This window comes from Bacteroides sp. RTP31139st1_H2_RTP31139_211217 (assembly GCF_040227615.1).
Lineage (GTDB): Bacteria > Bacteroidota > Bacteroidia > Bacteroidales > Bacteroidaceae > Bacteroides > Bacteroides uniformis.
Genome location: NZ_JBCNZM010000027.1, coordinates 4,451 through 26,238 on the forward strand (window position 1 = coordinate 4,451; position 21,788 = coordinate 26,238).

Here is a 21,788-nt window from a genome sequence, read left to right on the forward strand (position 1 = left end):
TCGTCCTTCCGTGAGGATGTTTTCGTTGCCCAGTTTTTTGCATCTGCCAAGCTGTTTTGCAGGGTGGCGTTCAGCACATCCTTGTCAGACAGTCTGCCGTCGCGCAGTTTGCGGAAGTAACTGCCGATGCCTCGGGCACCTCCTTTCAAGTCTTCGGGAGTGAGGGCATGCCCTTCCAGTTCGCCTTCAAACTGGTCGTAGAAACTTTTCATCTGTTCCAGAGCCTCGGTTTCCATATCGCGCAGCACATCCCGGTAGAGTTTCAACGTGTTCGGAGTACGAAGGCATTGCCGTAGTTTTTCGCCGCGTTCTATGTAGCTTTCATCGAAGATGTTTCGTCCGAAACTTTTCACCTCATTCGATACGTTCCAGCGTTTGTCGTCGCGGATGCGCTCGTCGATGTAGTCCAGGAGCCATGCCAGCACGGGAGAAGTGGGGGTAAGCTTCTCGATGAGGCTGTCTACGGCATCACTCAGCACTTCACTGTTGTTCAGCTCTATGTTCAGGTTAGGACTCAGTTCCAGTTCGCGGGCAAGGTTGCGCATCACAGATTGAAAAAAGGAGTCGATGGTTTCCACGCGGAAACGGCTGTAGTCATGCAGCATGTATTGCAGTGCCATGCCGGCCCGTTGACGAATCTCCCCGTCCGTCAATCTGTCCCCGCCTTCTTCTTTAATTTTTAATTTATAATTTTTAATTCTCTCCAAGTATGCTTCGGAAGAAGGTGCTCCCTTCCAGATACCGTAAAGCTGTGTCAGTATGCGCTCCTTCATCTCTGCCGTAGCCTTGTTGGTGAAGGTTACGGCAAGTATCTGCCGGTAGGCGCGTGGATTGATTATCAAATGCTTGATGTATTCCACAGCCAGCGTAAAGGTCTTGCCTGAGCCGGCAGAGGCTTTGTATACTAATAATTCCATGTAAATTGCTGCATTGAGTATGTATCTGCAAACGTACACAAAAATAATGAGAAAAATAAATGCTTCCCTGCTTTCTCTTATAGAAAGAAGTGGGAAGCATCCATTATTGAGGGGCTATGTGTAGGGGCTGTGCTACATTACCGGCGTCTGGAAAAGAAATACAAATCCTTTGCTGTCTTTCAAATCCTTTATGGCATCTCCGGCATAGATTTCTCCGTTTGTCAGTGAGAGTTTCTTGATTCCTGCATTCGGGCTAAAATCGATTTTCTTCAGGTCGAGCCAGAACAAGTTAGGGGTCAGTGTGGACTCAAAATAATATACTTTGTTCTTCTGGTCGGATACAGAACGCCAACGGGTGGAGGAGATATGGGGCTTGTCCGGTGTGGTGATACCGAACGGTACAGAAACATTGCGCATTACGCTCAATACACTGGGTACAGCAATCTTTGCATCCGCTGTTTGCGGAATGGCATTGATGTAGAACGATGCGCGTACAAAGCGGTCACTGGAGCGGTTGGTTCCCGGCAACATATTCAGTCCGCCTACCTCTTTCCAATAGTCGTTGATAGCCAGCTGGAGTTCATATTTGGGAGAGTTGGTCATTACTTGATACTGCTTGCCTTCATGTATCTCAAGGTTTCCGTCTATGTATTCCAGGACAGCCGTGTTTCCAGTTTCATCTGTGATGGCCAGATGCAGGGTGGAAGCGGCTCCGTTGGGCAGGTTTGGTGCATCAATGCGGAAGGATTCTTTTTTCAGTTCATCCACAGCTTCGCGTACGGTTGCAAAATTGTCGAGTACGTATTGCGTCCAGATACTGATGCCCATAATCGGGCGGTTGTCTCCCGGGCGGTGGTAAACGGACTCCGGAAGGAAGAGCAGGCTGGCAACCAGACCTTTCTCGTTCATACCGTCGCAGGTACCTATGTCATAACCGGCGGCAATGACGCTACCGTACTTGGAAGTCCAGTTCACTGCATTCCCTTTGTTGTAGCCTGCCCTTTGCATGCCTCGTGGGAATACATAGATGTTACTCATAAGGTCTTCTTTCCAGTCCATCGTACGTCCTGTAATGACTGTATTGTCAGGACCGATGTAGGTGGCTCGGGTACACGCTTCTGTTTGTTGCACACTCATGGAGGCTATGGCAGCCAGTGCAACAGCTATTGTCTTTATTGGTTTATTCATCTCGCTTTTGTCTTTATGAATTAATACTCTGTTTCATAGAATAACAAAAGGAGGGGAGTATAGTTTGAGAAAAAGAGGTGAAATCCCTTACTCGTCTTTTTCTTTCAGCAATTCCTCCATCTTCAGCACCTCGTCCCGATACTGTGCGGCTTCGATAAAATCGAGTTTCTTGGCAGCCTCCTGCATAAGCTTCTTGGTACGTTCGATACTCTTTTCCAGTTGCTTGCGGCTCATGTACTGTACTATAGGGTCGGCAGCCATCGTAGATGTACTTTCTTGTTCCACATAGGGGCGGGGAGTGCTGGAAGTGAACTTCTCGCTGCTGAGGACGGCTTCGCCGGAAGCCTCGTTGGTGGCAAACACATTGAGGTTCTTGGCTTTCTTGATTTGCTGTGGTGTGATGCCGTGCTCTTCGTTGTACTTCAACTGCTTCTCGCGACGGCGGTTGGTCTCGTCGATGGTCAGTTGCATGCTGTCCGTTATTTTGTCGGCATACATGATGACCATACCGTTCACGTTACGGGCGGCACGTCCGGCAGTCTGTGTCAGTGAGCGGTGGGAACGAAGGAAACCTTCCTTGTCTGCATCGAGAATGGCAACGAGAGAGACTTCAGGCAGGTCGAGTCCTTCACGCAGCAGGTTGACACCGACAAGTACATCGTAAATGCCCTCGCGCAAGTCACCCATAATCTTCACACGTTCCAAAGTGTCTACGTCGCTGTGGATATAATTACACTTCACGTTGTTGTTCAGCAGATATTCCGTCAGTTCTTCAGCCATTCGTTTGGTGAGGGTGGTGACGAGGGTACGCTCGTTCTTCTCGATGCGTACTTGGATTTCTTCCATCAGGTCGTCTATTTGGTTGTGGCTGGGACGCACCTCAATAATGGGGTCTAACAGTCCCGTCGGGCGGATGACTTGTTCTACTACGATGCCTTCGGATTTCATCAGCTCATAGTCTGCCGGTGTGGCGCTGACGTAAATCACTTGTTTGGCCATCTCTTCGAATTCATCGAATTTCAGCGGGCGGTTGTCCATGGCAGCCGGTAGGCGGAATCCGTACTCCACCAGGTTTATCTTGCGGGCGCGGTCACCTCCGTACATGGCACGTATCTGCGGGACGCTGACGTGGCTTTCGTCAATGACTATCAGGAAATCTTCGGGGAAGAAGTCCAGCAGGCAGTAGGGGCGGGTACCGGCAGCACGCCCGTCAAAGTAGCGAGAATAATTCTCAATGCCGGAGCAATGTCCCAATTCGCGTATCATTTCCATATCATAGGTCACCCGTTCCTGCAAGCGTTTGGCCTCGAATGGGCGGCCTTCGTTTTCAAACCATTGCACCTGCTTGTGAAGGTCATCCTCTATTTCGTGTATGGCACGCAACGTGGCTTCCTTGGTGGTCATGAAGAGGTTGGCGGGATAAATCTTGTAGGCATCGAACTTGGCGACGGTAACGCCGCTCATAGGGTCCACTTCCTCAATACTGTCTACCTCGTCTCCCCAAAAGGTGACGCGCAGCAAGTTGTCGGCGTAAGCCAGATAAATGTCCACCGTATCGCCTTTCACGCGGAAATTGCCGCGGTTCAGGTCAATGTCGTTGCGTACATAAAGACTGTCCACCAAGCGTCGCAGGAAGACATTGCGACTGAAATTCTTGCCTTGCTGTACTTCGATGACGTTGTTGTAGAAGTCTGCCGGATTCCCCATGCCGTATATGCACGAAACGGAGGATACCACCACTACATCTTTCCTGCCCGAAAGCAGGGCAGAGGTGGCGGCAAGGCGCAACTTGTCTATCTCGTCGTTGATGGCGAGGTCTTTTTCTATATAGGTGTCCGATGATGGCAGGTAGGCTTCGGGCTGATAGTAGTCGTAGTAGGACACATAGTATTCTACGGCATTGTTCGGGAAGAATCCCTTGAACTCGCTGTACAACTGGGCAGCCAGCGTCTTGTTGTGGCTCAATATCAGCGTTGGCTTGTTGATGTTGGCAATGACGTTGGCTATGGTGAATGTCTTTCCGGACCCGGTGACACCGAGTAATGTTTGTGCAGGAAGTCCCTCATGCACGCCCTCGGTCAGCTGTGCGATGGCTTCCGGCTGGTCACCGGTAGGTTGGTAGGCGGATGTCAGTTCGAATTTGTTCATTTTCTCTTCTTAGAAGCGGCAATATTCGGTAAAATCTTTGAGATAAACAAAATTTTTTTGTTTACTTTGCAGCTATATTGATAACAACCATTAATAATTGTAATACAACGAAGAACATGATTTGGAATGAAAGCATCGAATGCATGGATCGCGAAAGCCTTCGTAAAATCCAGAGCATTCGTCTCAAAAAGACTGTGGAGCGTGTGTATCATGACACTCCTTTTTATCGTAAGAAAATGCAGGAACTGGGAGTTACTCCCGATGACATAAACAGTATAGATGATATTGTAAAACTGCCTTTTACTACCAAGTACGACTTGCGGGACAATTATCCCTTCGGCCTCTGTGCCGTACCTATGAGCCAGATTGTGCGTATTCATGCCTCTTCCGGCACAACCGGAAAACCCACTGTGGTAGGCTATACCCGAAAAGACCTTTCAGCATGGTCCGAATGCCTTTCACGGGCCTTTACCGCCTATGGTGCCGGTAGCTCGGATATTTTCCAGGTGTCCTACGGTTACGGACTTTTTACCGGCGGACTGGGTGCGCATGCCGGTGCCGAGAATATCGGCGCTTCCGTCATCCCGATGTCCAGCGGCAATACGGAGAAGCAGATTACACTGATGCATGATTTCGGTTCTACCGTACTTTGCTGCACGCCCTCATACGCCCTCTATCTGGCAGATGCCATCAAAGACTCCGGTCTTCCCCGTGAAGAGTTTAAGTTGAAAGTGGGAGCCTTCGGCGCCGAGCCGTGGACCGAAAGTATGCGTCGGGATATTGAAACCAAGCTGGGTATCAAGGCATTTGATATTTATGGGCTTAGTGAGATTGCCGGCCCCGGTGTAGGTTACGAATGCGAGTGCCAGCACGGTACCCACCTCAATGAAGACCATTACTTCCCCGAGATTGTAGACCCGAAGACCCTCGAACCGGTTGCCCCTGGAGAAACCGGCGAATTGGTGTTCACTCACCTTACCAAAGAGGGGATGCCGCTGTTGCGCTACCGTACCAAGGACCTCACCGCCCTGCACTACGATAAGTGCTCCTGCGGACGTACACTGGTTCGTATGGACCGCATCTTGGGACGTAGTGATGACATGCTGATTATCCGTGGTGTCAACGTGTTCCCCACGCAGATAGAGTCCGTTATCCTCGAAATGCCGGAGTTCGAACCTCACTACCTCTTGCTGGTAGACCGCAAGAACAATACCGACACCATGGAGTTGCAGGTTGAAGTTCGTCCCGAATACTATTCCGACGAAATCAACAAGATGCTGGCTCTGAAGAAGAAGCTTGTGGCCCGCCTGCAGAGCGTACTCGGTCTCGGCGTAGATGTCCGTTTGGTAGAACCACGCAGTATTGAGCGCAGCGTAGGTAAAGCCAAGCGCGTTATCGACAACCGCAAATTGTAAATCGCCAAATTGTACATTGTACATGGTAAATCGTAAATTGTCAAATCGTAAATAAACCTATGGTAGCAAAACAACTTTCCATTTTTCTGGAGAACAAGTCCGGTCGCCTCACAGAGGTGACTGAAGTTCTTGCAAAAGAAGGTGTCAACCTTTCTGCTCTATGTATTGCAGAGAATGCCGATTTCGGTATCCTTCGTGGCATTGTTTCCGAACCGGATAAAGCATATAAGGCTTTGAAAGATAATCACTTCGCAGTGAACGTAACGGATGTAGTAGGCATCAGTTGTCCCAATATCCCCGGTTCATTGGCGAAAGTACTCCGTTTCCTCTCCGATGAAGGCGTGTTCATCGAGTACATGTATTCCTTTGCCAATGGTGAAACGGCCAATGTCATCATTCGTCCCAACGACATGGATAACTGTATCCGTGTATTGACAGAAAAAAAGGTCGATTTGCTGGCGGCAAGCGAACTCTATAAACTGTGAAAACGAAGGATTAGGGATTAGTGATTAGTGACTGTGCTATCAACCTGCATAGTCCTCATCCCTAATCTTTCACCATTCATCCCTAATTCCTGCCCGTTCGTCTGGTTTTTGAAAAATTAAGGCTCGTATCGTTGCTTTATTCGATGCGAACCCCTATCTTTGCGCATTATTTGAACAAAAGTAATGAAGAAGAACATCCTAATAACTCTGCTTGCAGCATTGCTGCTCTCCTCGTGTGGAGAATACAACAAATTGCTGAAAAGCACAGATTACGAATACAAGTACGAAGCGGCAAAAAATTACTTCGCAAAAGGCCAGTACAACCGTGCTGCCACTTTGCTCAACGAATTGATTGCCATTCTCAAAGGTACTGATAAGGCAGAGGAATCCCTCTATATGTTGGGCATGAGTTACTATAACCAGAAGGATTATCAGACTGCTGCGCAGACTTTCATTCAATACTACAACGTTTATCCCCGCGGCACATTCACCGAACTGGCACGTTTCCATGCCGGTAAAGCCTTGTATCTGGATACTCCGGAGCCGCGTTTGGACCAATCCGGTACGTATAGCGCCATCCAGCAGTTGCAGATGTTTATGGAATACTTCCCGCAAAGTTCCAAGAAAGAAGAAGCGCAGAACATGATATTTGCCTTGCAGGACAAGCTGGTAATGAAAGAGTATCTGTCTGCAAAGCTTTACTATAACATGGGTAATTATCTGGGCAACAACTATCAGGCTTGCGTCATCACCGCCCAGAATGCCTTGAAGGATTATCCTTATACCAACCTGCGTGAAGACTTGTCCATTCTTATCTTGCGTGCCAAGTATGAATTGGCAGTGTATAGTGTGGAAGATAGAAGAGCCGAACGTTACCGTGAAGCGGTGGATGAATGTTATGCCTTTAAAAACGAATTCCCTGAAAGCAAGTATACGAAGGAAGCCGACCGAATCTTCAAGGAGTCACAGAAAATGCTGGGCGAGGGAGGTGAAGAACAAGAGTAATTAATAATTTGTAATTAATACTATAGATAAATTTATGGATTACAGAAAGACAAATGCTCCTACAACTACGGTGACCCGTGATATGATGGAGTTGTGTGAGGATACTGGTAATGTATACGAAAGCGTAGCGATTATCGGAAAGCGTGCCAACCAGATTAGTGTGGAAATCAAGAATGACCTTTCCAAAAAGCTTGCTGAGTTTGCCTCTTACAATGATAATTTGGAAGAAGTGTTCGAAAACCGGGAACAGATTGAGATTTCCCGCTATTACGAAAAACTGCCGAAGCCGACATTGATTGCAACGCAAGAATATGTGGAGGGTAAGATTTACTATCGTAACCCGGCTAAGGAAAAAGAAAAATTACAGTAATGATACAACGTATTCAATCTGTTTATTTGTTGTTGGTAACTATCCTGTTGGTTGTGGCAATTTGCATGCCTGTAGGACAGTTCATCGGAGCGGACGGAGTGACAGCGCATGTTTTCAAACCTCTGGGAGTGGCTTTGGCCGACGGAGGATTTCAGTCTACTTGGGGCTTGTTCGGGATATTGTTGCTCAGTGCACTTGTTGCCTTCTGTACGATATTCCTTTTCCGTAACCGTATGTTGCAAATACGCATGACGATTTTCAGCAGCATTCTGCTGATAGGCTACTACATAGCCTTCTGTGTATTTATGTTTATTTTGAAGGGTGATTTGGATGCAATGACTTTCCAGTTGGGATGGGCGCTTTGCCTTCCGGTGGTAGCCATCATCCTCAACTATCTGGCCTTCCGTGCCATCTACAAAGATGAGGTGATGGTGAAGGCGGCAGACCGTTTAAGAAGATAAGAAGGTTTATCTACTTGATAATAACAAAAAGCAGACCACGTATTTCATTCGGAATACGTGGTCTGCTTTTTTATCGTTTCCGCTTGAGGTTACAGTCGTTCCATTATACTGTTCCCATTAGAGGAAATTGTCGTCCCTACGTGTGGAAACGGGTGTTTCCTATAAGCATTACTTCTTCAAGTCGAAGAGATAAGTTATCTTGGCCGTAATGACTCCGTGTGCGGAGCGTGAGAAAAAGTCCTTCTTGGTGCTGCCATAGAAATCGGACAAAGCATAGTAGTATCTTCCTTCTACGATGAAATTGCCTGCCTTGGTGCGCAGCTCTATGCCTGCTCCGCCTGCAATGCCGTAGTCGAATTTGTTGTCTATGGCCTTGCCGTGCTGTTCCACGGTGATGTTGGTGTAGGATTCTGCTACAGTGCCGTCCCAGTCGCCGTCTATCTTTTCGCTGTCGCCAAGCAGGAAACCTATCTGCGGACCGGCATGGATGAAGAATTGCAGACCGCGGTCCTTGCCGAATGCCAGATGTGCCAGGAACGGTATTTCCACATAGTTCATGGTGCGGGTGTAGCTCAGTGTGGGATAGTCCTCGTAATACTCGTCCCAACCGTGCTGTGAGAAGTTCAGCTCGATTTGTGCACCGCAAATCATACTGAAATATTTCTCGGAAATGTATCGGGCTGTCACACCACCGTTGATGCCCATCAGATTCTTCTGCTTGACAGAGGGAGAGAAGCTTACGCTATTCAGATTGATGCCTCCATTGACGCCCACAGCGAAGTTGTGGCGTTGCTCGCCCACCTGCGCATGCAGGGGCAATATACATGCACACACCAGCAGGGCGAATATGATGATTGTTCTCAGGTTCATGCTATAAGTTATAAGTTACGAGTTACAAGCTACGAATTAATAGTTATATAGTGGATTATCAGATGATTAATCCCTAATCAAAGTCCAACTTCACCAGCTCAAAGTTCTTGGTGAAGTGCACGAAGAACACCTTCTTGTTGATGAAGCCTCCCCAGTTGTTTACCCGTTGGAACTTGAAGCCGGTCTGGATGGGCACCAGGTCCAGTCCCTGCATGTTCTTCTCGAAGGAAGAGCCATAGCGCGCAAGTCCTTTCAGGAAGAAATAGCCGGTATCGAAGCCCAACATTCCGAATTTGGGATAGCGCTCGTCCATCTCCTTGCCATACCATCTGCGGTAGTTTTTGGTAAAGTTGATGGCGGCAGGCAGCAAATTGTTGGTATAAAAAGAGGAATAGAAATAGGTGTCCAGTTCAAAGAAGGCTTCCAAGTGGTCTTTGGTGTAGGTCTGCCATTCCGGATAGCCGAACAGATGGATACGGCTTTCGGGTTGTTCGCGCACCAATAAGGTCAATTGGGGAAGTATCTTAATCAATGTCAGGTTACTGCCGGATGTGGGGATAAAGATATTCTCACGGTCCGTGCGTAATACTGTTTTCAGGGATTCTACGGTGACATCCTCTTTCAGGCTCTTCATCGGGATGGAACGGTTGCGCAGTTCGTCTTTCAGTCCCTTGATGAATTCTGCCTTGTCCTTGGTGCCCTGGCTGGCTTCAATGAAGATGACGTTGGCATTGGGGAACTGGCGCACAAAGTGGTCGTACACCTCGGAGTACAGATAGGATTGGGGGGTATTTATCTGATAGACCGCCGGATTCTGGAATACCGTGTTGTCTTTCGATGTGAATGGTATCACCAGGCGTGTGTCTTGTTTCTTGGCAAACTCGGCCAGCGGTTTGATGTGCTGTTGGTACAGAGGCCCGAAGATGATGTCCATGTCCTTCATCTCGCTTTTGCCCAGGATGGAGTTCAGCGAGGCACTTTCGGGACCTGAATTGTAAGTGTACAAGTCAATGGAAGTGCCAGTACGTTTCAAGCTGTCTACGGCCATCAGTAGGCCTTCGTAGTATTCCACCATACGGGAAGACTCGCTCTTTGATACCCCGTCCAGGAAGGGAAGGATGACGGCAGCCTTGATGGTGCTGAAGCGTTCTGTCTTTTTCCGGTTTTCACGGAACAGCTCGCTGTCGGTAGGTATTGCCTGCGACTGGATATTTTGCTCCGTCTGTGCTTTGGGATAGGGAATGCAGAGGAAGGTTCCCTTCTTTATTTTGTTTTCGCCTTTTAATTCCGGGTTGGCGGCTATCAGTTCGGCTTCGCTGATGCCGTATTCACGGCTGATGCTGAATACGGTTTCTTTCCGCTTCACTTTATGCATGTCACGGCATCGTGACTCTACGGGGCCGAGAATATTGTTGTTGGCAACTACAGTGCTGCTTTGTGTCTCAGCCGGGACCATGGTTTGGGTCTCGGTTGTGGAAGGGATACGGATTACTTGTCCGATACGGAAATTCTCGGCGCTCAGTCCCGGGTTGGCGTCACAGATGGCTTTGGCAGATACATTGTATTTCACGGTCAGCCGGTAGAGGGTCTCACCGGTTTCGATGGTATGGTATGTTTCTTTTTGTATGTTGGCAGCGCTGCGTGGAATACGCAATGTGCGTCCGATGAATATTTTCTCGTCACTGCCGGGGTTCAGTTTGATGATGTCCGACTGGCTGACGCCGTACATGCTGGCGATGGAGTAGAGACTTTGTCCTTTTTCGATAGTATGCAGAAAATAAGATTGATTCTCTTGTGCTATTGCACCGATACTGCATGCACTGGCAAGCAGCAGGGAGCAGATAATGCGGTTAATCGTTTTCATTCAGTAATCGTTGGTTTATGTTTACAATTTCCCAAAGTAGCTGCAAAGGTACGAATATTGTGGCATTCAAACCAAAGGATTGCGTTAAGAAATAATATTGTGCATTTCAAAACTGAAAAATAGCGCTTTTCGGCTGATATTCGGGGGGAAACAGTTATTTTTGCAGTTAAAACGATAGGATAAATCAACATGCAAGAAGAAACAGAATATATCAATGTATATGGTGCGCGCGTGCACAACCTCAAGAATATCGATGCCGAGATTCCCCGTAACAGCCTGACTGTGATTACAGGCCTGAGCGGAAGCGGCAAGTCCTCTTTGGCATTCGATACTATTTTTGCCGAAGGGCAGCGCCGCTATATCGAGACCTTTTCAGCCTATGCCCGTAATTTCCTGGGAAATCTGGAACGTCCGGACGTGGATAAGATAACGGGACTGAGCCCGGTTATCTCCATCGAGCAGAAAACCACGAATAAGAATCCACGTTCCACGGTGGGTACAACGACAGAGGTTTATGATTACCTTCGTTTGTTGTATGCCCGTGCAGGAGAAGCTTATTCTTATCTCTCCGGCGAGAAGATGGTGAAGTATACCGAGGAACAGATACTCGACCTTATCCTGAAGGATTACAAAGGAAAACGCATTTATATCCTTGCTCCGCTGGTGCGCAGCCGTAAGGGGCATTACAAGGAGCTCTTCGAGCAGGTGCGCAAGAAAGGCTATCTCTACGTACGTGTGGACGGTGAGGTACGCGAAGTCTTGCCCGGCATGAAGCTGGACCGCTATAAGAACCACGATGTGGAGGTGGTGATAGACAAGCTGGTGGTGACGGACAAGGATGACACACGCCTGAAGAACAGCGTGGCCACTGCCATGCGTCAAGGTGACGGATTGCTGATGATACTCGATGCGCAGACGGATAGCGTGCGCCATTACAGCAAACGGCTGATGTGTCCCGTGACGGGGTTGTCCTATCGGGAACCGGCGCCGCACAACTTTTCCTTCAATTCGCCGCAAGGGGCATGTCCTAAGTGCAAAGGGTTGGGGGTGGTCAGCCAGATTGATATTGACAAGGTGATTCCCGACCGTGAGCTCTCCATTGCCGGAGGTGCCATCGCACCGTTGGGGAAAGCCAAGAACAGCATGATTTTCTGGCAGATTACCGCCTTGCTGGAGAAATATGAAGCGACGCTGAAAACACCGGTCAAAGACTTGCCGGAGGATGCCATCGACGAGATTCTCTACGGTTCGGACGAGCGTATCAAGATAAAGAGTTCACTGATAGGCACCTCTTCCGATTATTTTGTGACGTTTGAGGGGGTTGTAAAGTATATCCAGATGCTGCAGGAGAAGGATGCTTCTGCCACGGCACAGAAGTGGGCGGACCAGTTTGCCAAGACTGCCGTTTGCCCGGAATGTCATGGCGCCAAGTTGAATAAGGAAGCGCTTTCATTCCGCATTCACGACAAGAACATCTACGAATTGTCTACGATGGACATCAATGAGCTGTATGACTGGCTGGTAAACGTAGACCCGTATCTCAGTAGCAAGCAACAGCAGATTGCCGGTGAAATCCTGAAGGAAATCCGTACACGGCTCAAATTTCTGCTCGATGTAGGTTTGGATTATCTTTCGCTGAACCGTAGTTCCGTCAGCCTTTCCGGTGGTGAAAGCCAGCGTATCCGCCTGGCTACGCAGATAGGTTCACAGCTGGTGAATGTGCTGTATATATTGGATGAGCCGAGTATCGGCCTGCACCAACGCGACAACCAGCGCTTGATACACTCTTTGAAGGAACTGCGTGACATTGGCAACTCCGTCATTGTGGTGGAGCATGACAAGGATATGATGCTCGCCGCCGATTATGTCATTGATATGGGGCCGAAAGCCGGTAGGCTGGGAGGGGATGTTGTCTTTGCCGGTACTCCCCGTGAAATGCTCCGGACGCATACGCTGACTTCCCAATACTTGAATGGTGAGTGTGCCATTGAGGTGCCTGCCAAGCGTCGCGAGGGCAATGGACACAGTCTGTGGCTGCGTGGCGCCAAGGGTAATAATCTGAAGAATGTGGATGTAGAGTTCCCGCTGGGCAAGCTGATTTGCGTTACCGGTGTTTCCGGCAGTGGCAAGTCCACGCTTATCAACGAGACGTTGCAGCCTATTCTTTCGCAGAAGTTCTATCGTTCACTGCAGGATCCTTTGGACTATGACAGTATTGAAGGGCTGGAATATATAGACAAGGTGGTGAATGTGGACCAGTCTCCTTTGGGACGAACGCCGCGTTCCAATCCTGCCACTTATACCGGTGTGTTTTCCGATATCCGCAATCTGTTTGTCGGCTTGCCCGAAGCGAAGATACGTGGATATAAGGCGGGACGCTTCTCCTTCAACGTCAGTGGCGGACGCTGCGAGGCTTGCCAGGGCAACGGCTACAAATGCATTGAGATGAATTTCCTGCCGGATGTGTATGTGCCTTGCGAGGTGTGCCACGGCAAACGCTATAACCGCGAGACGCTGGAAGTGCGCTTTAAAGGCAAGTCCATTGCCGATGTGCTGGATATGACCATCAACCGTGCGGTGGAGTTCTTCGAGAATGTGCCCCAGATATTGAATAAGATTAAGGTTATCCAGGAAGTGGGATTGGGCTATATCAAGCTGGGACAGTCCTCCACCACGCTCTCCGGAGGTGAGAGCCAGCGCGTAAAGTTGGCTACGGAACTCTCCAAGCGTGATACGGGCAAGACACTCTATATCCTCGACGAACCTACCACCGGACTTCATTTTGAAGATATCCGTGTACTGATGAATGTACTGAACAAACTTGTTGACAAAGGAAACACCGTCATCGTCATAGAGCATAATCTCGATGTCATCAAGATGGCGGACTACATCATTGATATGGGTCCCGAAGGTGGCAAGGGGGGAGGGGAACTCCTCTCCTGCGGAACACCCGAAGAGGTGGCGAAGAGCGAGAAAGGCTATACTCCGAAATTCCTGCGTGAAGAGCTGGGGGATAATTACTAATTTTGTAACTTGTTATGGTGAAAATTAATAAGACGAATGCAGCGCGGTTGCTCGACAAAGCCAAGATAGCCTATGAACTCATTCCCTACGAGGTGGATGAGAACGATTTGAGCGCCGTACATGTAGCCGCCAGTTTGGGCGAGGACATCAACTGCGTGTTCAAGACACTTATTCTTCACGGCGATAAATCCGGCTACTTTGTCTGCGTCATCCCGGGTGAGCACGAAGTGGATTTGAAACTGGCGGCAAAGGCATCGGGCAACAAGAAGTGTGACCTCATTCCGGTTAAGGAACTTTTACCTCTGACTGGCTACATCCGCGGAGGCTGTTCGCCCATCGGCATGAAGAAGTCTTTCCCTACCTATATCCATGAAACGTGCCTGCGGTTTCCGTATATCTATATCAGTGCCGGACAACGTGGTTTGCAGCTTAAACTGGACCCGAAGGATTTGGTAAAAGAAGTGCGTGCAGAAGTTTGTGTTCTTTTTAATGAATAAATCTTCTATTTCTGCCGAGATATTTTAATTTTATAAGGAAATATTCAATAGAATTTATATATTTGCAGGAATTATTCAAGAAATCAATCCAATTACTAATTCTAAAAACTAATTTTTATGTTCAACAAACACCCTAAAGGTCTGATTGCCGCATCCTTTGCTAATTTGGGCGAGCGTTTCGGCTTTTATACCATGATGGCCATTCTTGTACTTTTTCTGCAAGCCAAGTTCGGACTGGATGGAAAAGAGGCAGGTTTGATCTACTCAACATTTTATTTTTCTATTTACATTCTTGCATTGATAGGTGGTATTATTGCCGACAGAACCCGTAATTACAAAGGTACCATCTTTACTGGCATTGTCTTGATGGCGGTAGGCTACTTGATGCTTGCCATCCCGTCTCCTACACCGGTTGTCAATAAAACCTTGTTTTTGGTGATTACTTGTGCGGCCTTGTTTGTCATTGCTTTCGGAAATGGTCTTTTCAAGGGAAATCTTCAAGCGCTGGTAGGGCAGATGTACGACAATCCCCAATATTCCAGCATGCGTGATTCTGGTTTCTCCTTATTCTATATGTTCATCAATGTAGGTGCCATCTTTGCTCCGTTTGCCGCAGTAGGCGTACGTAACTGGTGGCTGTCCACATTCGGCTACAATTATGATGCCGACCTGCCTGCCCTTTGCCACGGACATCTGGCAGGAACGCTGACTCCCGAAGCTGTGGACACTTATAGTGCACTGGCAACGAAAGCCACTATTTCCGGAACACCCGTAACGGATATGACGGTATTTGCCAATGAATATCTGAACGTGTTTACCACCGGTTTCCATTATGCATTCGGTGTAGCTATCTTGGCTATGGTTCTTTCTTTGGTAATTTTCGTCATCAACAGAAAGAAATTCCCCGATCCCAGCAAGAAGGTGGCTGCAAAAGCGGGCGATGCCACTGCAGTGGAGATGAGCGCACAAGAGGTAAGACAGCGCATGTATGCATTGTTTGCCGTATTCGGTGTGGTAATTTTCTTCTGGTTCTCGTTCCATCAGAATGGGTTGACACTGACGTATTTTGCCAAGGAATATACAGATTTGAATTTATTCGGCATGGCTATTTCAGCTGAGCTGTTCCAGTCTTTGAACCCGATTTTCGTTGTATCTCTGACACCGGTCATCATGGCTGTCTTTGCAGCACAGCGTGCCAAGGGTAAAGAGCCTTCCACTCCGCGGAAGATTGCCATCGGTATGGGTATTGCTGCCACCGGCTTCCTTATAATGGCTATCGGTTCTTATGTAAGCAACTTGCCGATGCACAAGGATATAATCGCTTTGGGTACCTCTCCGGTGAAGGTGACTCCGCTGTTGCTGATGGTTACCTATCTGATATTGACTGTTGCCGAATTGTACATTTCTCCGTTGGGCATTTCATTCGTGTCCAAGGTGGCTCCTCCCAAATATCAGGGTATCATGCAGGGCGGTTGGCTCGGCGCTACTGCCATTGGTAATCAGTTGCTCGTTATCGGTGCTATCCTTTACGAAAGTATTCCTATCTGGATGACGTGGACGGTATTTGTAGTAGCGTGCTGCATTTCGATGTTCACCATGCTGTTCATGCTGAAATGGCTTGAAAAGGTGGCGAAGTAATCGGAAACGAAAGATAAAACTAAAGGCTGCGCAATGTTCGTAATGAACTGCGCAGCCTTTAGTTTTTGGAGGGCTTTTAATGCCGGGACTCAGATTTCCAGTCCCATGATGTAGTCATTCATGTAATATCCGTTTCCTATCGGGAAATCCCCTTCACGGAGTTTCCGCATTCCCATATGTTCGTAAAACTGCAGTGCCTTGTTGTTACGGTTCACATTCAATTCCATCAGACAAGGGCCGGGATGCACTTTCTTGATGTACTTGATGGCTTCGCGAAAGAGGAAACTGCCGCAATGTGCACCCTGGTAATAGGGGAGTACATAAATCTTTTGCAGGTGGAATAAATCTTCTCCTTGCTGCTGTACGGACACATAGCCCGCCGCTTCACATTCTTCGTAAGCCAGGAAATAGACGTGGCCTTCCTCTTCCATTTGCTTACGGATATTGTCCAATGAATACATCCATTCCATCATGTAGTCGGTCTGCTCGGGAGTAAGGATATCCTTATACGTGACGGGAAATATTTGCTGCGCAAGTTTCTGAATCAGTGCGCAGTCTGCTGTCGTTGCTTTTCTTATGGTAAACATATCGGTTGTATTTATACTGTTTGGGGTGTAAAGTTAAGCCTTTTTTGTGAAACAATCGTTATCTTTGCAGACCGTTACCGAACTAACTAATTCTGATTTTAAAAATTATGGCATTTACGAACAACATTATGATTGTCCGCCACAGATTGCTGAAGGAACTGGTAAAGCTGTGGAATAACAACGAACTTGTGGATAAAATAGACCGGCTGCCTATCGAGCTGAGTCCGAAGAGGTCCAAGCACGCGGGACGCTGCTGTGTGCACAAAGAGCGCGCGGTGTGGAAGTACAAGTCATTGCCACTGCTGGGACTCGATATGGAGGACGAGACGGATGAGCTGACTCCCTTGTCGGAATACGCTGCCCGCGCACTGGATAGAGCAGAGAATGGCAAGCCGAAAGATAACATCATGTGTGTGATTGACGAAGCTTGTTCGGCATGTGTGCAGATTAACTACGAGATTACGAACCTCTGCCGCGGATGTACGGCACGCAGTTGCCAGGTGAATTGTCCCAAGAAGGCAGTGCATGTCAAGGAGAGCGGCCAGGCATGGATTGACCATGATGAATGTATCAGTTGCGGTATCTGCCATAAGAGTTGTCCTTATCATGCCATCGTTTACATTCCTGTACCTTGCGAGGAAGCTTGTCCCGTGAAAGCCATCAGCAAGGATGAGAAGGGGATAGAGCACATCGACGAAAGTAAGTGCATCTACTGCGGAAAGTGCTTGAACGCATGCCCATTTGGAGCTATCTTCGAGATTTCGCAAGTGTTCGACGTGTTGCACAGAATCCGTAAGGGTGAGCAGGTGGTGGCTATCGTGGCTCCGTCCATTCTGGGGCAGTTCAAGACGACTATTGAACAAGTGTATGGCGCACTGAAACAAGTGGGCTTTACGGATGTCATCGAGGTGGCGCAAGGTGCGATGGATACCGTCAGCAACGAGGCGCACGAACTGATTGAGAAGTTGGAAGAGGGACAGAAGTTTATGACGACTTCCTGCTGCCCGTCTTATATAGAACTGGTGAACAAGCATATTCCTGCCATGAAGCCCTACGTGTCGGGCACCGGTTCGCCGATGTACTATGCCGCACGCATTGCCAAGGAGAAGTATCCGGATGCAAAGGTGGTCTTTATCGGTCCGTGCGTAGCCAAGCGTAAAGAGGCGCAGCGTGACGAAGCGGTGGATTTCATTATGACTTTCGAGGAGATGGCTTCCGTGTTTGCCGGACTGGATATTCAGATGGAGCAGGCGAAGCCCTATTCCATGAGTTTCACTTCCGTGCGCGAGGCACATGGCTTTGCCCAGGCAGGCGGTGTGATGGGTGCTGTGAAGGCTTATCTGAAAGAAGAAGCGGATAAAATCAATGCCGTGCAGGTGGCTAATCTGGATAAGAAGGCTATCGGTTCGCTGCGTGCTTATGCCAAAACCGGTAAGGCTCCGGGACAGTTCATCGAAGTGATGGCATGCGAGGGCGGTTGCATCACCGGACCGTGTGCACACAATGAGATAGCTGCCGGAAAGCGTCAGTTGACACAAGAGTTGGCTAAGAGAGAGGAAACGTATTGAAATATTTGATTGACAAACTGCGGAGCAATCGCAGGCTGGATGCCGAAGAGTATAAAGCCTTGCTTCTTTGCCGGGACACAGAACTTGCAGCCTACCTGCAGGAGCTTGCCCGGGAAGAAGCGCTTGCCCGCTTTGGCAATAAAATCTTCATTCGTGGACTGATTGAGATAACCAACCGTTGCCGCAATAACTGCTACTATTGCGGCATACGGAAGGAGAACCGGAACATAACCCGTTATGAGCTGGCGCAGGAGGAGATTCTTTCGTGTTGCCATGAAGGCTATCGGTTGGGCTTCCGTACCTTTGTGCTGCAAGGGGGCGAAGCGCCGGCGGTGAAGGATGAGGGGATGGTGGAGACAGTTGCCGCCATCCGGCAATCCTTCCCGGATTGTGCCATTACCTTATCCTTGGGCGAGAAATCGCGGGAAGCCTACGAACGTTTCTTCCTGGCAGGTGCCAACCGCTATCTGTTGCGGCACGAAACCTGCAACGAAGGGCATTATCACCGGCTTCATCCTGCGGAGATGTCCCTTTCCCATCGGTTGCAATGCTTGGACTGGCTGAAAGAGATAGGCTATCAAGTGGGAACCGGAATCATGGTGGGCAGTCCTTACCAGACGGTGGACCATTTGGTAGAAGACATTCTCTTCATCGAACGGTTTCAGCCGGAGATGATAGGCATGGGACCTTTTCTTCCGCATCACGATACTCCGTTTGCCTCTTTTCCGCCGGGAGATATGGAGTTGACGTTGAAGTTGCTTTCTATCTTCCGGTTGATGCATCCCGCGGCACTGATACCTGCTACCACTGCCCTGGCCACACTTGCTCCGGACGGACGGGAACGGGGAATATTGGCTGGCGCCAATGTCGTGATGCCTAATCTTTCGCCTTCTCATCAGCGGGCGAAGTACTCCCTCTATGATAACAAAGCTTCTGCGGGTGCCGAAGCGGCAGAAGGTTTGCAAAAATTGGAGGAACAACTGAAAGGGATAGGCTACGAGGTATCAAGAGAGAGAGGAGATTATGAGAATGGAGAATTGACCGTTGATAATTGATAATTTTCAAATCTTCATTCTTTATTTAATTACCAATTATCAATTTACGAAGTGTATAACATAAAGTCAAGACAAGCGGAAGAATTCATCAATCACCAGGAGATATTGGATACATTGGAGTATGCGCAGGCAAACCGCAACAACCGTCCGCTCATCGAAAGTTTGATTGACAAGGCTGCTTTGTGCCAGGGTCTTTCCCATCGGGAAGCAGCCCTGCTGCTGGAATGTGACGAGCCGGGACTGGTGGAGCGCATCTTCCATCTGGCACGCGAAATCAAACAGAAATTCTATGGTAACCGCATCGTGATGTTTGCCCCGCTTTATCTTTCCAACTATTGCGTGAACGGTTGCGTCTATTGCCCGTATCATGCCAAGAACCGTACCATTCCCCGCAAGAAACTCTCGCAAGAGGAGATACGCCGCGAGGTTGTCGCCTTGCAGGACATGGGGCATAAACGCCTTGCCCTGGAAGCCGGAGAGGACCCGCGAAACAACCCTATCGACTATATCCTGGAGTCCATCCGCACCATTTACAGCATCCATCACAAAAACGGAGCCATCCGCCGGGTGAATGTCAACATAGCCGCCACTACGGTGGAGAACTACCGGTTGCTGAAAGAAGCAGGCATCGGCACCTATATCCTTTTTCAAGAGACTTACAGCAAAGAGCATTACGAAGCCCTGCATCCCACAGGACCCAAGAGTAACTATGCCTACCACACCGAAGCGATGGACCGCGCCATGGAGGGCGGCATCGATGACGTAGGTATCGGCGTATTGTTCGGTCTGAACACCTATCGCTATGACTTCGTAGGACTGCTGATGCATGCCGAACATCTGGAAGCTGCCTTTGGCGTGGGTCCGCATACCATCAGCGTGCCGCGTATCTGTCCGGCAGATGACATTTCGACCGAAGATTTTCCCGATGCCATCTCGGATGAGATGTTCTGCCGTATTGTGGCAGTGGCGCGTATTGCGGTGCCTTATACGGGAATGATTATTTCCACCCGTGAGTCGGAAGCCGTACGCCGTCGGGTGCTCGAACTGGGTGTTTCGCAGATAAGCGGCGGTTCACGCACCAGCGTAGGAGGTTATGCCGTGCCGGAAGCCAAAGAGGAAGACTCCTCCCAATTCGATGTGAGCGACCGGCGTACGCTGGATGAAGTGGTGAGCTGGCTGCTCGACCTGGGGCATATCCCCAGCTTCTGCACCGCCTGCTACCGTAAGGGACGTACCGGAGACCGCTTCATGTCGCTCGTCAAGCGCGGACAGATAGCAAACTGCTGTCAGCCCAATGCACTGATGACATTAAAAGAATATCTGGAGGACTATGCTTCCCCCGAAACCAAGGAGAAGGGCATACGGCTGATTTGTGAGGAGATGACACATATCCCGAACCCTAAGATACGGGCGATGGCCGAACGCAACCTCCAGGAAATATGAGAAGGGAAAAGAGACTTTAGATTTTAGCTTTCGGATTTATGAATAATACACCTCATTCCAACCGTCTGCACATTGCCGTCTTTGGGCGGCGGAACAGTGGAAAGTCCAGCCTGGTCAATGCCTTGACCGGGCAAGACACGGCATTAGTATCCGCAACGCCCGGCACTACTACCGACCCCGTGACTAAAGCCATGGAGGTATATCCTTTGGGACCGTGCCTTTTTATCGATACCCCCGGTTTTGATGATGACGAAGGCGAGTTGGGCGGTATGCGCGTGGAGCGTACCTTAAAGACGGTGGAGAAAGCGGACATCGCCCTCTTGCTCTATGAAGCTGACGGAACGCTGGAACAGCAATGGATAAAGCTGCTGGCAGCGCGCGAAATTCCCGTGATACTGATACTGAATAAAGCTGATTCGCGTCAAGACACCGCTTCCGTGGTGCTTCGGATTGAAAAGGAGTGCGGGCAGGTTCCCGTTGTGGTCAGTGCCAAAGAGGGTACCGGCATTCAAGGCATCTTCGATGCTATTCTCGAAAAGCTTCCCGAGAATTTTGGTGAGCAGACCATCACGGGAAACTTGGTAAGCGAGGGTGATGTTGTCCTACTGGTTATGCCCCAGGATATGCAAGCCCCAAAAGGCCGTCTCATTCTTCCGCAAGTGCAGACCATCCGCGAGTTGCTGGACAAGAAGTGCCTGGTGATGAGTTGCACCACCGACAAGCTGCAAGCTTCCCTGCAAGCCCTTGCCCGTCCGCCCAAGCTGATTATCACCGATTCACAAGTATTTCCCATCGTCTATCAGCAAAAGCCTGCCGAGAGTAGTCTTACTTCCTTCTCGGTTCTTTTTGCCGGTTATAAAGGAGATATCAATGCCTTCGTGGAGGGGGCTGCCGCTATCCATAGCTTGACACCCCAATCGCGTGTACTGATAGCCGAAGCCTGCACCCATGCTCCGCTGACTGAGGACATCGGTACCGTCAAAATTCCCCGCCTGCTACGAAAACGCATCGGCGGGGAGTTGCAGATAGACTTCGTCTCCGGGAATGACTTTCCCATAGACTTGTCCCGATATGATTTGATTATCCATTGCGGCGCCTGCATGTTCAACCGGAAATATGTGCTCAATCGTATAGCCCATGCCCGTGCGCAACATATTCCTATGACGAACTACGGAGTGGCAATAGCCTGCCTGAGTGGTATACTGGACAAGATAATCATTCCTTGGGATGGATATCCGCAAGGTTGAAATGAG

Annotated in this window: 18 protein-coding genes; 12 read left to right on the top strand and 6 right to left on the bottom strand. The window is 49.1% G+C overall.

Going from position 1 to position 21,788, the window contains the following annotated elements; genetic code table 11:
* From ABUA47_RS06480 to uvrB, 3 genes are all read right to left on the bottom strand, one after another.
* Positions 1-917 (bottom strand): UvrD-helicase domain-containing protein (locus ABUA47_RS06480; protein ID WP_349831472.1); only part of this gene is annotated, 917 nt, incomplete at its 3' end.
* 132 nt (positions 918-1,049) lie between these two features.
* Complete coding sequence (locus ABUA47_RS06485) at positions 1,050-2,105, bottom strand: linear amide C-N hydrolase (RefSeq protein ID WP_035448337.1); 1,056 nt, start codon at positions 2,103-2,105, stop codon at positions 1,050-1,052.
* Positions 2,106-2,192: 87 nt separating this feature from the next.
* Positions 2,193-4,253 (bottom strand): excinuclease ABC subunit UvrB, encoded by a 2,061-nt coding sequence (gene uvrB / locus ABUA47_RS06490; protein WP_022400712.1) that lies wholly within the window; start codon positions 4,251-4,253, stop codon positions 2,193-2,195.
* Between the two features lie 116 nt (positions 4,254-4,369).
* Between uvrB and ABUA47_RS06495 the strand changes: the two genes are divergently transcribed.
* From ABUA47_RS06495 to ABUA47_RS06515, 5 genes are all read left to right on the top strand, one after another.
* A complete protein-coding gene (locus ABUA47_RS06495) occupies positions 4,370-5,668 on the top strand; it encodes a phenylacetate--CoA ligase family protein (RefSeq protein WP_005825361.1) in 1,299 nt (432 codons plus the stop codon).
* Between the two features lie 59 nt (positions 5,669-5,727).
* Complete coding sequence (locus tag ABUA47_RS06500; RefSeq protein ID WP_005825359.1) at positions 5,728-6,153, top strand: amino acid-binding protein; 426 nt, start codon at positions 5,728-5,730, stop codon at positions 6,151-6,153.
* A gap of 183 nt (positions 6,154-6,336) precedes the next feature.
* Complete coding sequence (locus tag ABUA47_RS06505) at positions 6,337-7,158, top strand: outer membrane protein assembly factor BamD (protein WP_005836575.1); 822 nt, start codon at positions 6,337-6,339, stop codon at positions 7,156-7,158.
* A gap of 34 nt (positions 7,159-7,192) precedes the next feature.
* Positions 7,193-7,528 carry a DNA-directed RNA polymerase subunit omega gene (locus ABUA47_RS06510; protein ID WP_005825356.1) on the top strand — a complete coding sequence of 112 codons (336 nt, stop codon included), beginning with the start codon at positions 7,193-7,195 and terminating at the stop codon, positions 7,526-7,528.
* Positions 7,528-7,989 (top strand): DUF4293 domain-containing protein, encoded by a 462-nt coding sequence (locus ABUA47_RS06515; RefSeq protein WP_005825355.1) that lies wholly within the window; start codon positions 7,528-7,530, stop codon positions 7,987-7,989. The genes ABUA47_RS06510 and ABUA47_RS06515 overlap by 1 nt, the downstream gene beginning before the upstream one ends.
* 168 nt (positions 7,990-8,157) lie before the next feature.
* Here ABUA47_RS06515 and ABUA47_RS06520 read toward each other — a convergent pair whose 3' ends face one another.
* Together ABUA47_RS06520 and ABUA47_RS06525 are read right to left on the bottom strand one after the other, a co-directional pair.
* Positions 8,158-8,859, bottom strand: a complete 702-nt coding sequence (locus tag ABUA47_RS06520) for a porin family protein (protein WP_008663316.1) — start codon at positions 8,857-8,859, stop codon at positions 8,158-8,160.
* 73 nt (positions 8,860-8,932) lie between these two features.
* Positions 8,933-10,723 carry a LysM peptidoglycan-binding domain-containing protein gene (locus tag ABUA47_RS06525; protein WP_008663318.1) on the bottom strand — a complete coding sequence of 597 codons (1,791 nt, stop codon included), beginning with the start codon at positions 10,721-10,723 and terminating at the stop codon, positions 8,933-8,935.
* A gap of 189 nt (positions 10,724-10,912) precedes the next feature.
* Between ABUA47_RS06525 and uvrA the strand changes: the two genes are divergently transcribed.
* The 3 genes from uvrA (at position 10,913) to ABUA47_RS06540 (ending at position 15,882) form a co-directional block, all read left to right on the top strand.
* A complete protein-coding gene (gene uvrA, locus ABUA47_RS06530; RefSeq protein WP_035448340.1) occupies positions 10,913-13,747 on the top strand; it encodes an excinuclease ABC subunit UvrA in 2,835 nt (944 codons plus the stop codon).
* Between the two features lie 17 nt (positions 13,748-13,764).
* Positions 13,765-14,244: a Cys-tRNA(Pro) deacylase gene (ybaK, locus tag ABUA47_RS06535; RefSeq protein WP_034532800.1), complete on the top strand. Its 480-nt coding sequence runs from the start codon at positions 13,765-13,767 to the stop codon at positions 14,242-14,244.
* 117 nt (positions 14,245-14,361) lie between these two features.
* Positions 14,362-15,882, top strand: coding sequence for a peptide MFS transporter (locus ABUA47_RS06540; RefSeq protein WP_008663323.1), 1,521 nt, complete (start codon positions 14,362-14,364; stop codon positions 15,880-15,882).
* Positions 15,883-15,971: 89 nt separating this feature from the next.
* Here ABUA47_RS06540 and ABUA47_RS06545 read toward each other — a convergent pair whose 3' ends face one another.
* Complete coding sequence (locus tag ABUA47_RS06545) at positions 15,972-16,469, bottom strand: GNAT family N-acetyltransferase (protein WP_008663324.1); 498 nt, start codon at positions 16,467-16,469, stop codon at positions 15,972-15,974.
* A 107-nt stretch (positions 16,470-16,576) separates the two neighbouring features.
* On the opposite strand from ABUA47_RS06545, the gene ABUA47_RS06550 reads away from it, so the two are divergent.
* The 4 genes from ABUA47_RS06550 to hydF are packed head-to-tail and all read left to right on the top strand — an operon-like array spanning position 16,577 to position 21,782.
* Positions 16,577-18,037: a monomeric [FeFe] hydrogenase gene (locus tag ABUA47_RS06550; RefSeq protein ID WP_349824458.1), complete on the top strand. Its 1,461-nt coding sequence runs from the start codon at positions 16,577-16,579 to the stop codon at positions 18,035-18,037.
* Entirely contained in the window at positions 18,034-19,092 is a 1,059-nt protein-coding gene (gene hydE, locus ABUA47_RS06555) for a [FeFe] hydrogenase H-cluster radical SAM maturase HydE (RefSeq protein ID WP_035448344.1), read from the top strand. Before ABUA47_RS06550 ends, hydE begins: the two co-directional genes overlap by 4 nt.
* A gap of 51 nt (positions 19,093-19,143) precedes the next feature.
* Positions 19,144-20,535 carry a [FeFe] hydrogenase H-cluster radical SAM maturase HydG gene (hydG, locus tag ABUA47_RS06560; protein ID WP_349831473.1) on the top strand — a complete coding sequence of 464 codons (1,392 nt, stop codon included), beginning with the start codon at positions 19,144-19,146 and terminating at the stop codon, positions 20,533-20,535.
* Positions 20,536-20,573: 38 nt separating this feature from the next.
* Positions 20,574-21,782: a [FeFe] hydrogenase H-cluster maturation GTPase HydF gene (gene hydF / locus ABUA47_RS06565; RefSeq protein ID WP_035448348.1), complete on the top strand. Its 1,209-nt coding sequence runs from the start codon at positions 20,574-20,576 to the stop codon at positions 21,780-21,782.
* The last annotated feature ends 6 nt before the right edge of the window (positions 21,783-21,788 follow it).

What these genes read in the sequence shown, in the direction of transcription:
- ABUA47_RS06485 (WP_035448337.1), bottom strand. Translation starts at nt 2,105, where the DNA reads ATGAATAAACCAATAAAGACAATAGCTGTTGCACTGGCTGCCATAGCC.
- uvrB (WP_022400712.1), bottom strand. Translation starts at nt 4,253, where the DNA reads ATGAACAAATTCGAACTGACATCCGCCTACCAACCTACCGGTGACCAG.
- ABUA47_RS06495 (WP_005825361.1), top strand. Translation starts at nt 4,370, where the DNA reads ATGATTTGGAATGAAAGCATCGAATGCATGGATCGCGAAAGCCTTCGT.
- ABUA47_RS06500 (WP_005825359.1), top strand. Translation starts at nt 5,728, where the DNA reads ATGGTAGCAAAACAACTTTCCATTTTTCTGGAGAACAAGTCCGGTCGC.
- ABUA47_RS06505 (WP_005836575.1), top strand. Translation starts at nt 6,337, where the DNA reads ATGAAGAAGAACATCCTAATAACTCTGCTTGCAGCATTGCTGCTCTCC.
- ABUA47_RS06510 (WP_005825356.1), top strand. Translation starts at nt 7,193, where the DNA reads ATGGATTACAGAAAGACAAATGCTCCTACAACTACGGTGACCCGTGAT.
- ABUA47_RS06515 (WP_005825355.1), top strand. Translation starts at nt 7,528, where the DNA reads ATGATACAACGTATTCAATCTGTTTATTTGTTGTTGGTAACTATCCTG.
- ABUA47_RS06520 (WP_008663316.1), bottom strand. Translation starts at nt 8,859, where the DNA reads ATGAACCTGAGAACAATCATCATATTCGCCCTGCTGGTGTGTGCATGT.
- ABUA47_RS06525 (WP_008663318.1), bottom strand. Translation starts at nt 10,723, where the DNA reads ATGAAAACGATTAACCGCATTATCTGCTCCCTGCTGCTTGCCAGTGCA.
- uvrA (WP_035448340.1), top strand. Translation starts at nt 10,913, where the DNA reads ATGCAAGAAGAAACAGAATATATCAATGTATATGGTGCGCGCGTGCAC.
- ABUA47_RS06540 (WP_008663323.1), top strand. Translation starts at nt 14,362, where the DNA reads ATGTTCAACAAACACCCTAAAGGTCTGATTGCCGCATCCTTTGCTAAT.
- ABUA47_RS06545 (WP_008663324.1), bottom strand. Translation starts at nt 16,469, where the DNA reads ATGTTTACCATAAGAAAAGCAACGACAGCAGACTGCGCACTGATTCAG.
- ABUA47_RS06550 (WP_349824458.1), top strand. Translation starts at nt 16,577, where the DNA reads ATGGCATTTACGAACAACATTATGATTGTCCGCCACAGATTGCTGAAG.
- hydF (WP_035448348.1), top strand. Translation starts at nt 20,574, where the DNA reads ATGAATAATACACCTCATTCCAACCGTCTGCACATTGCCGTCTTTGGG.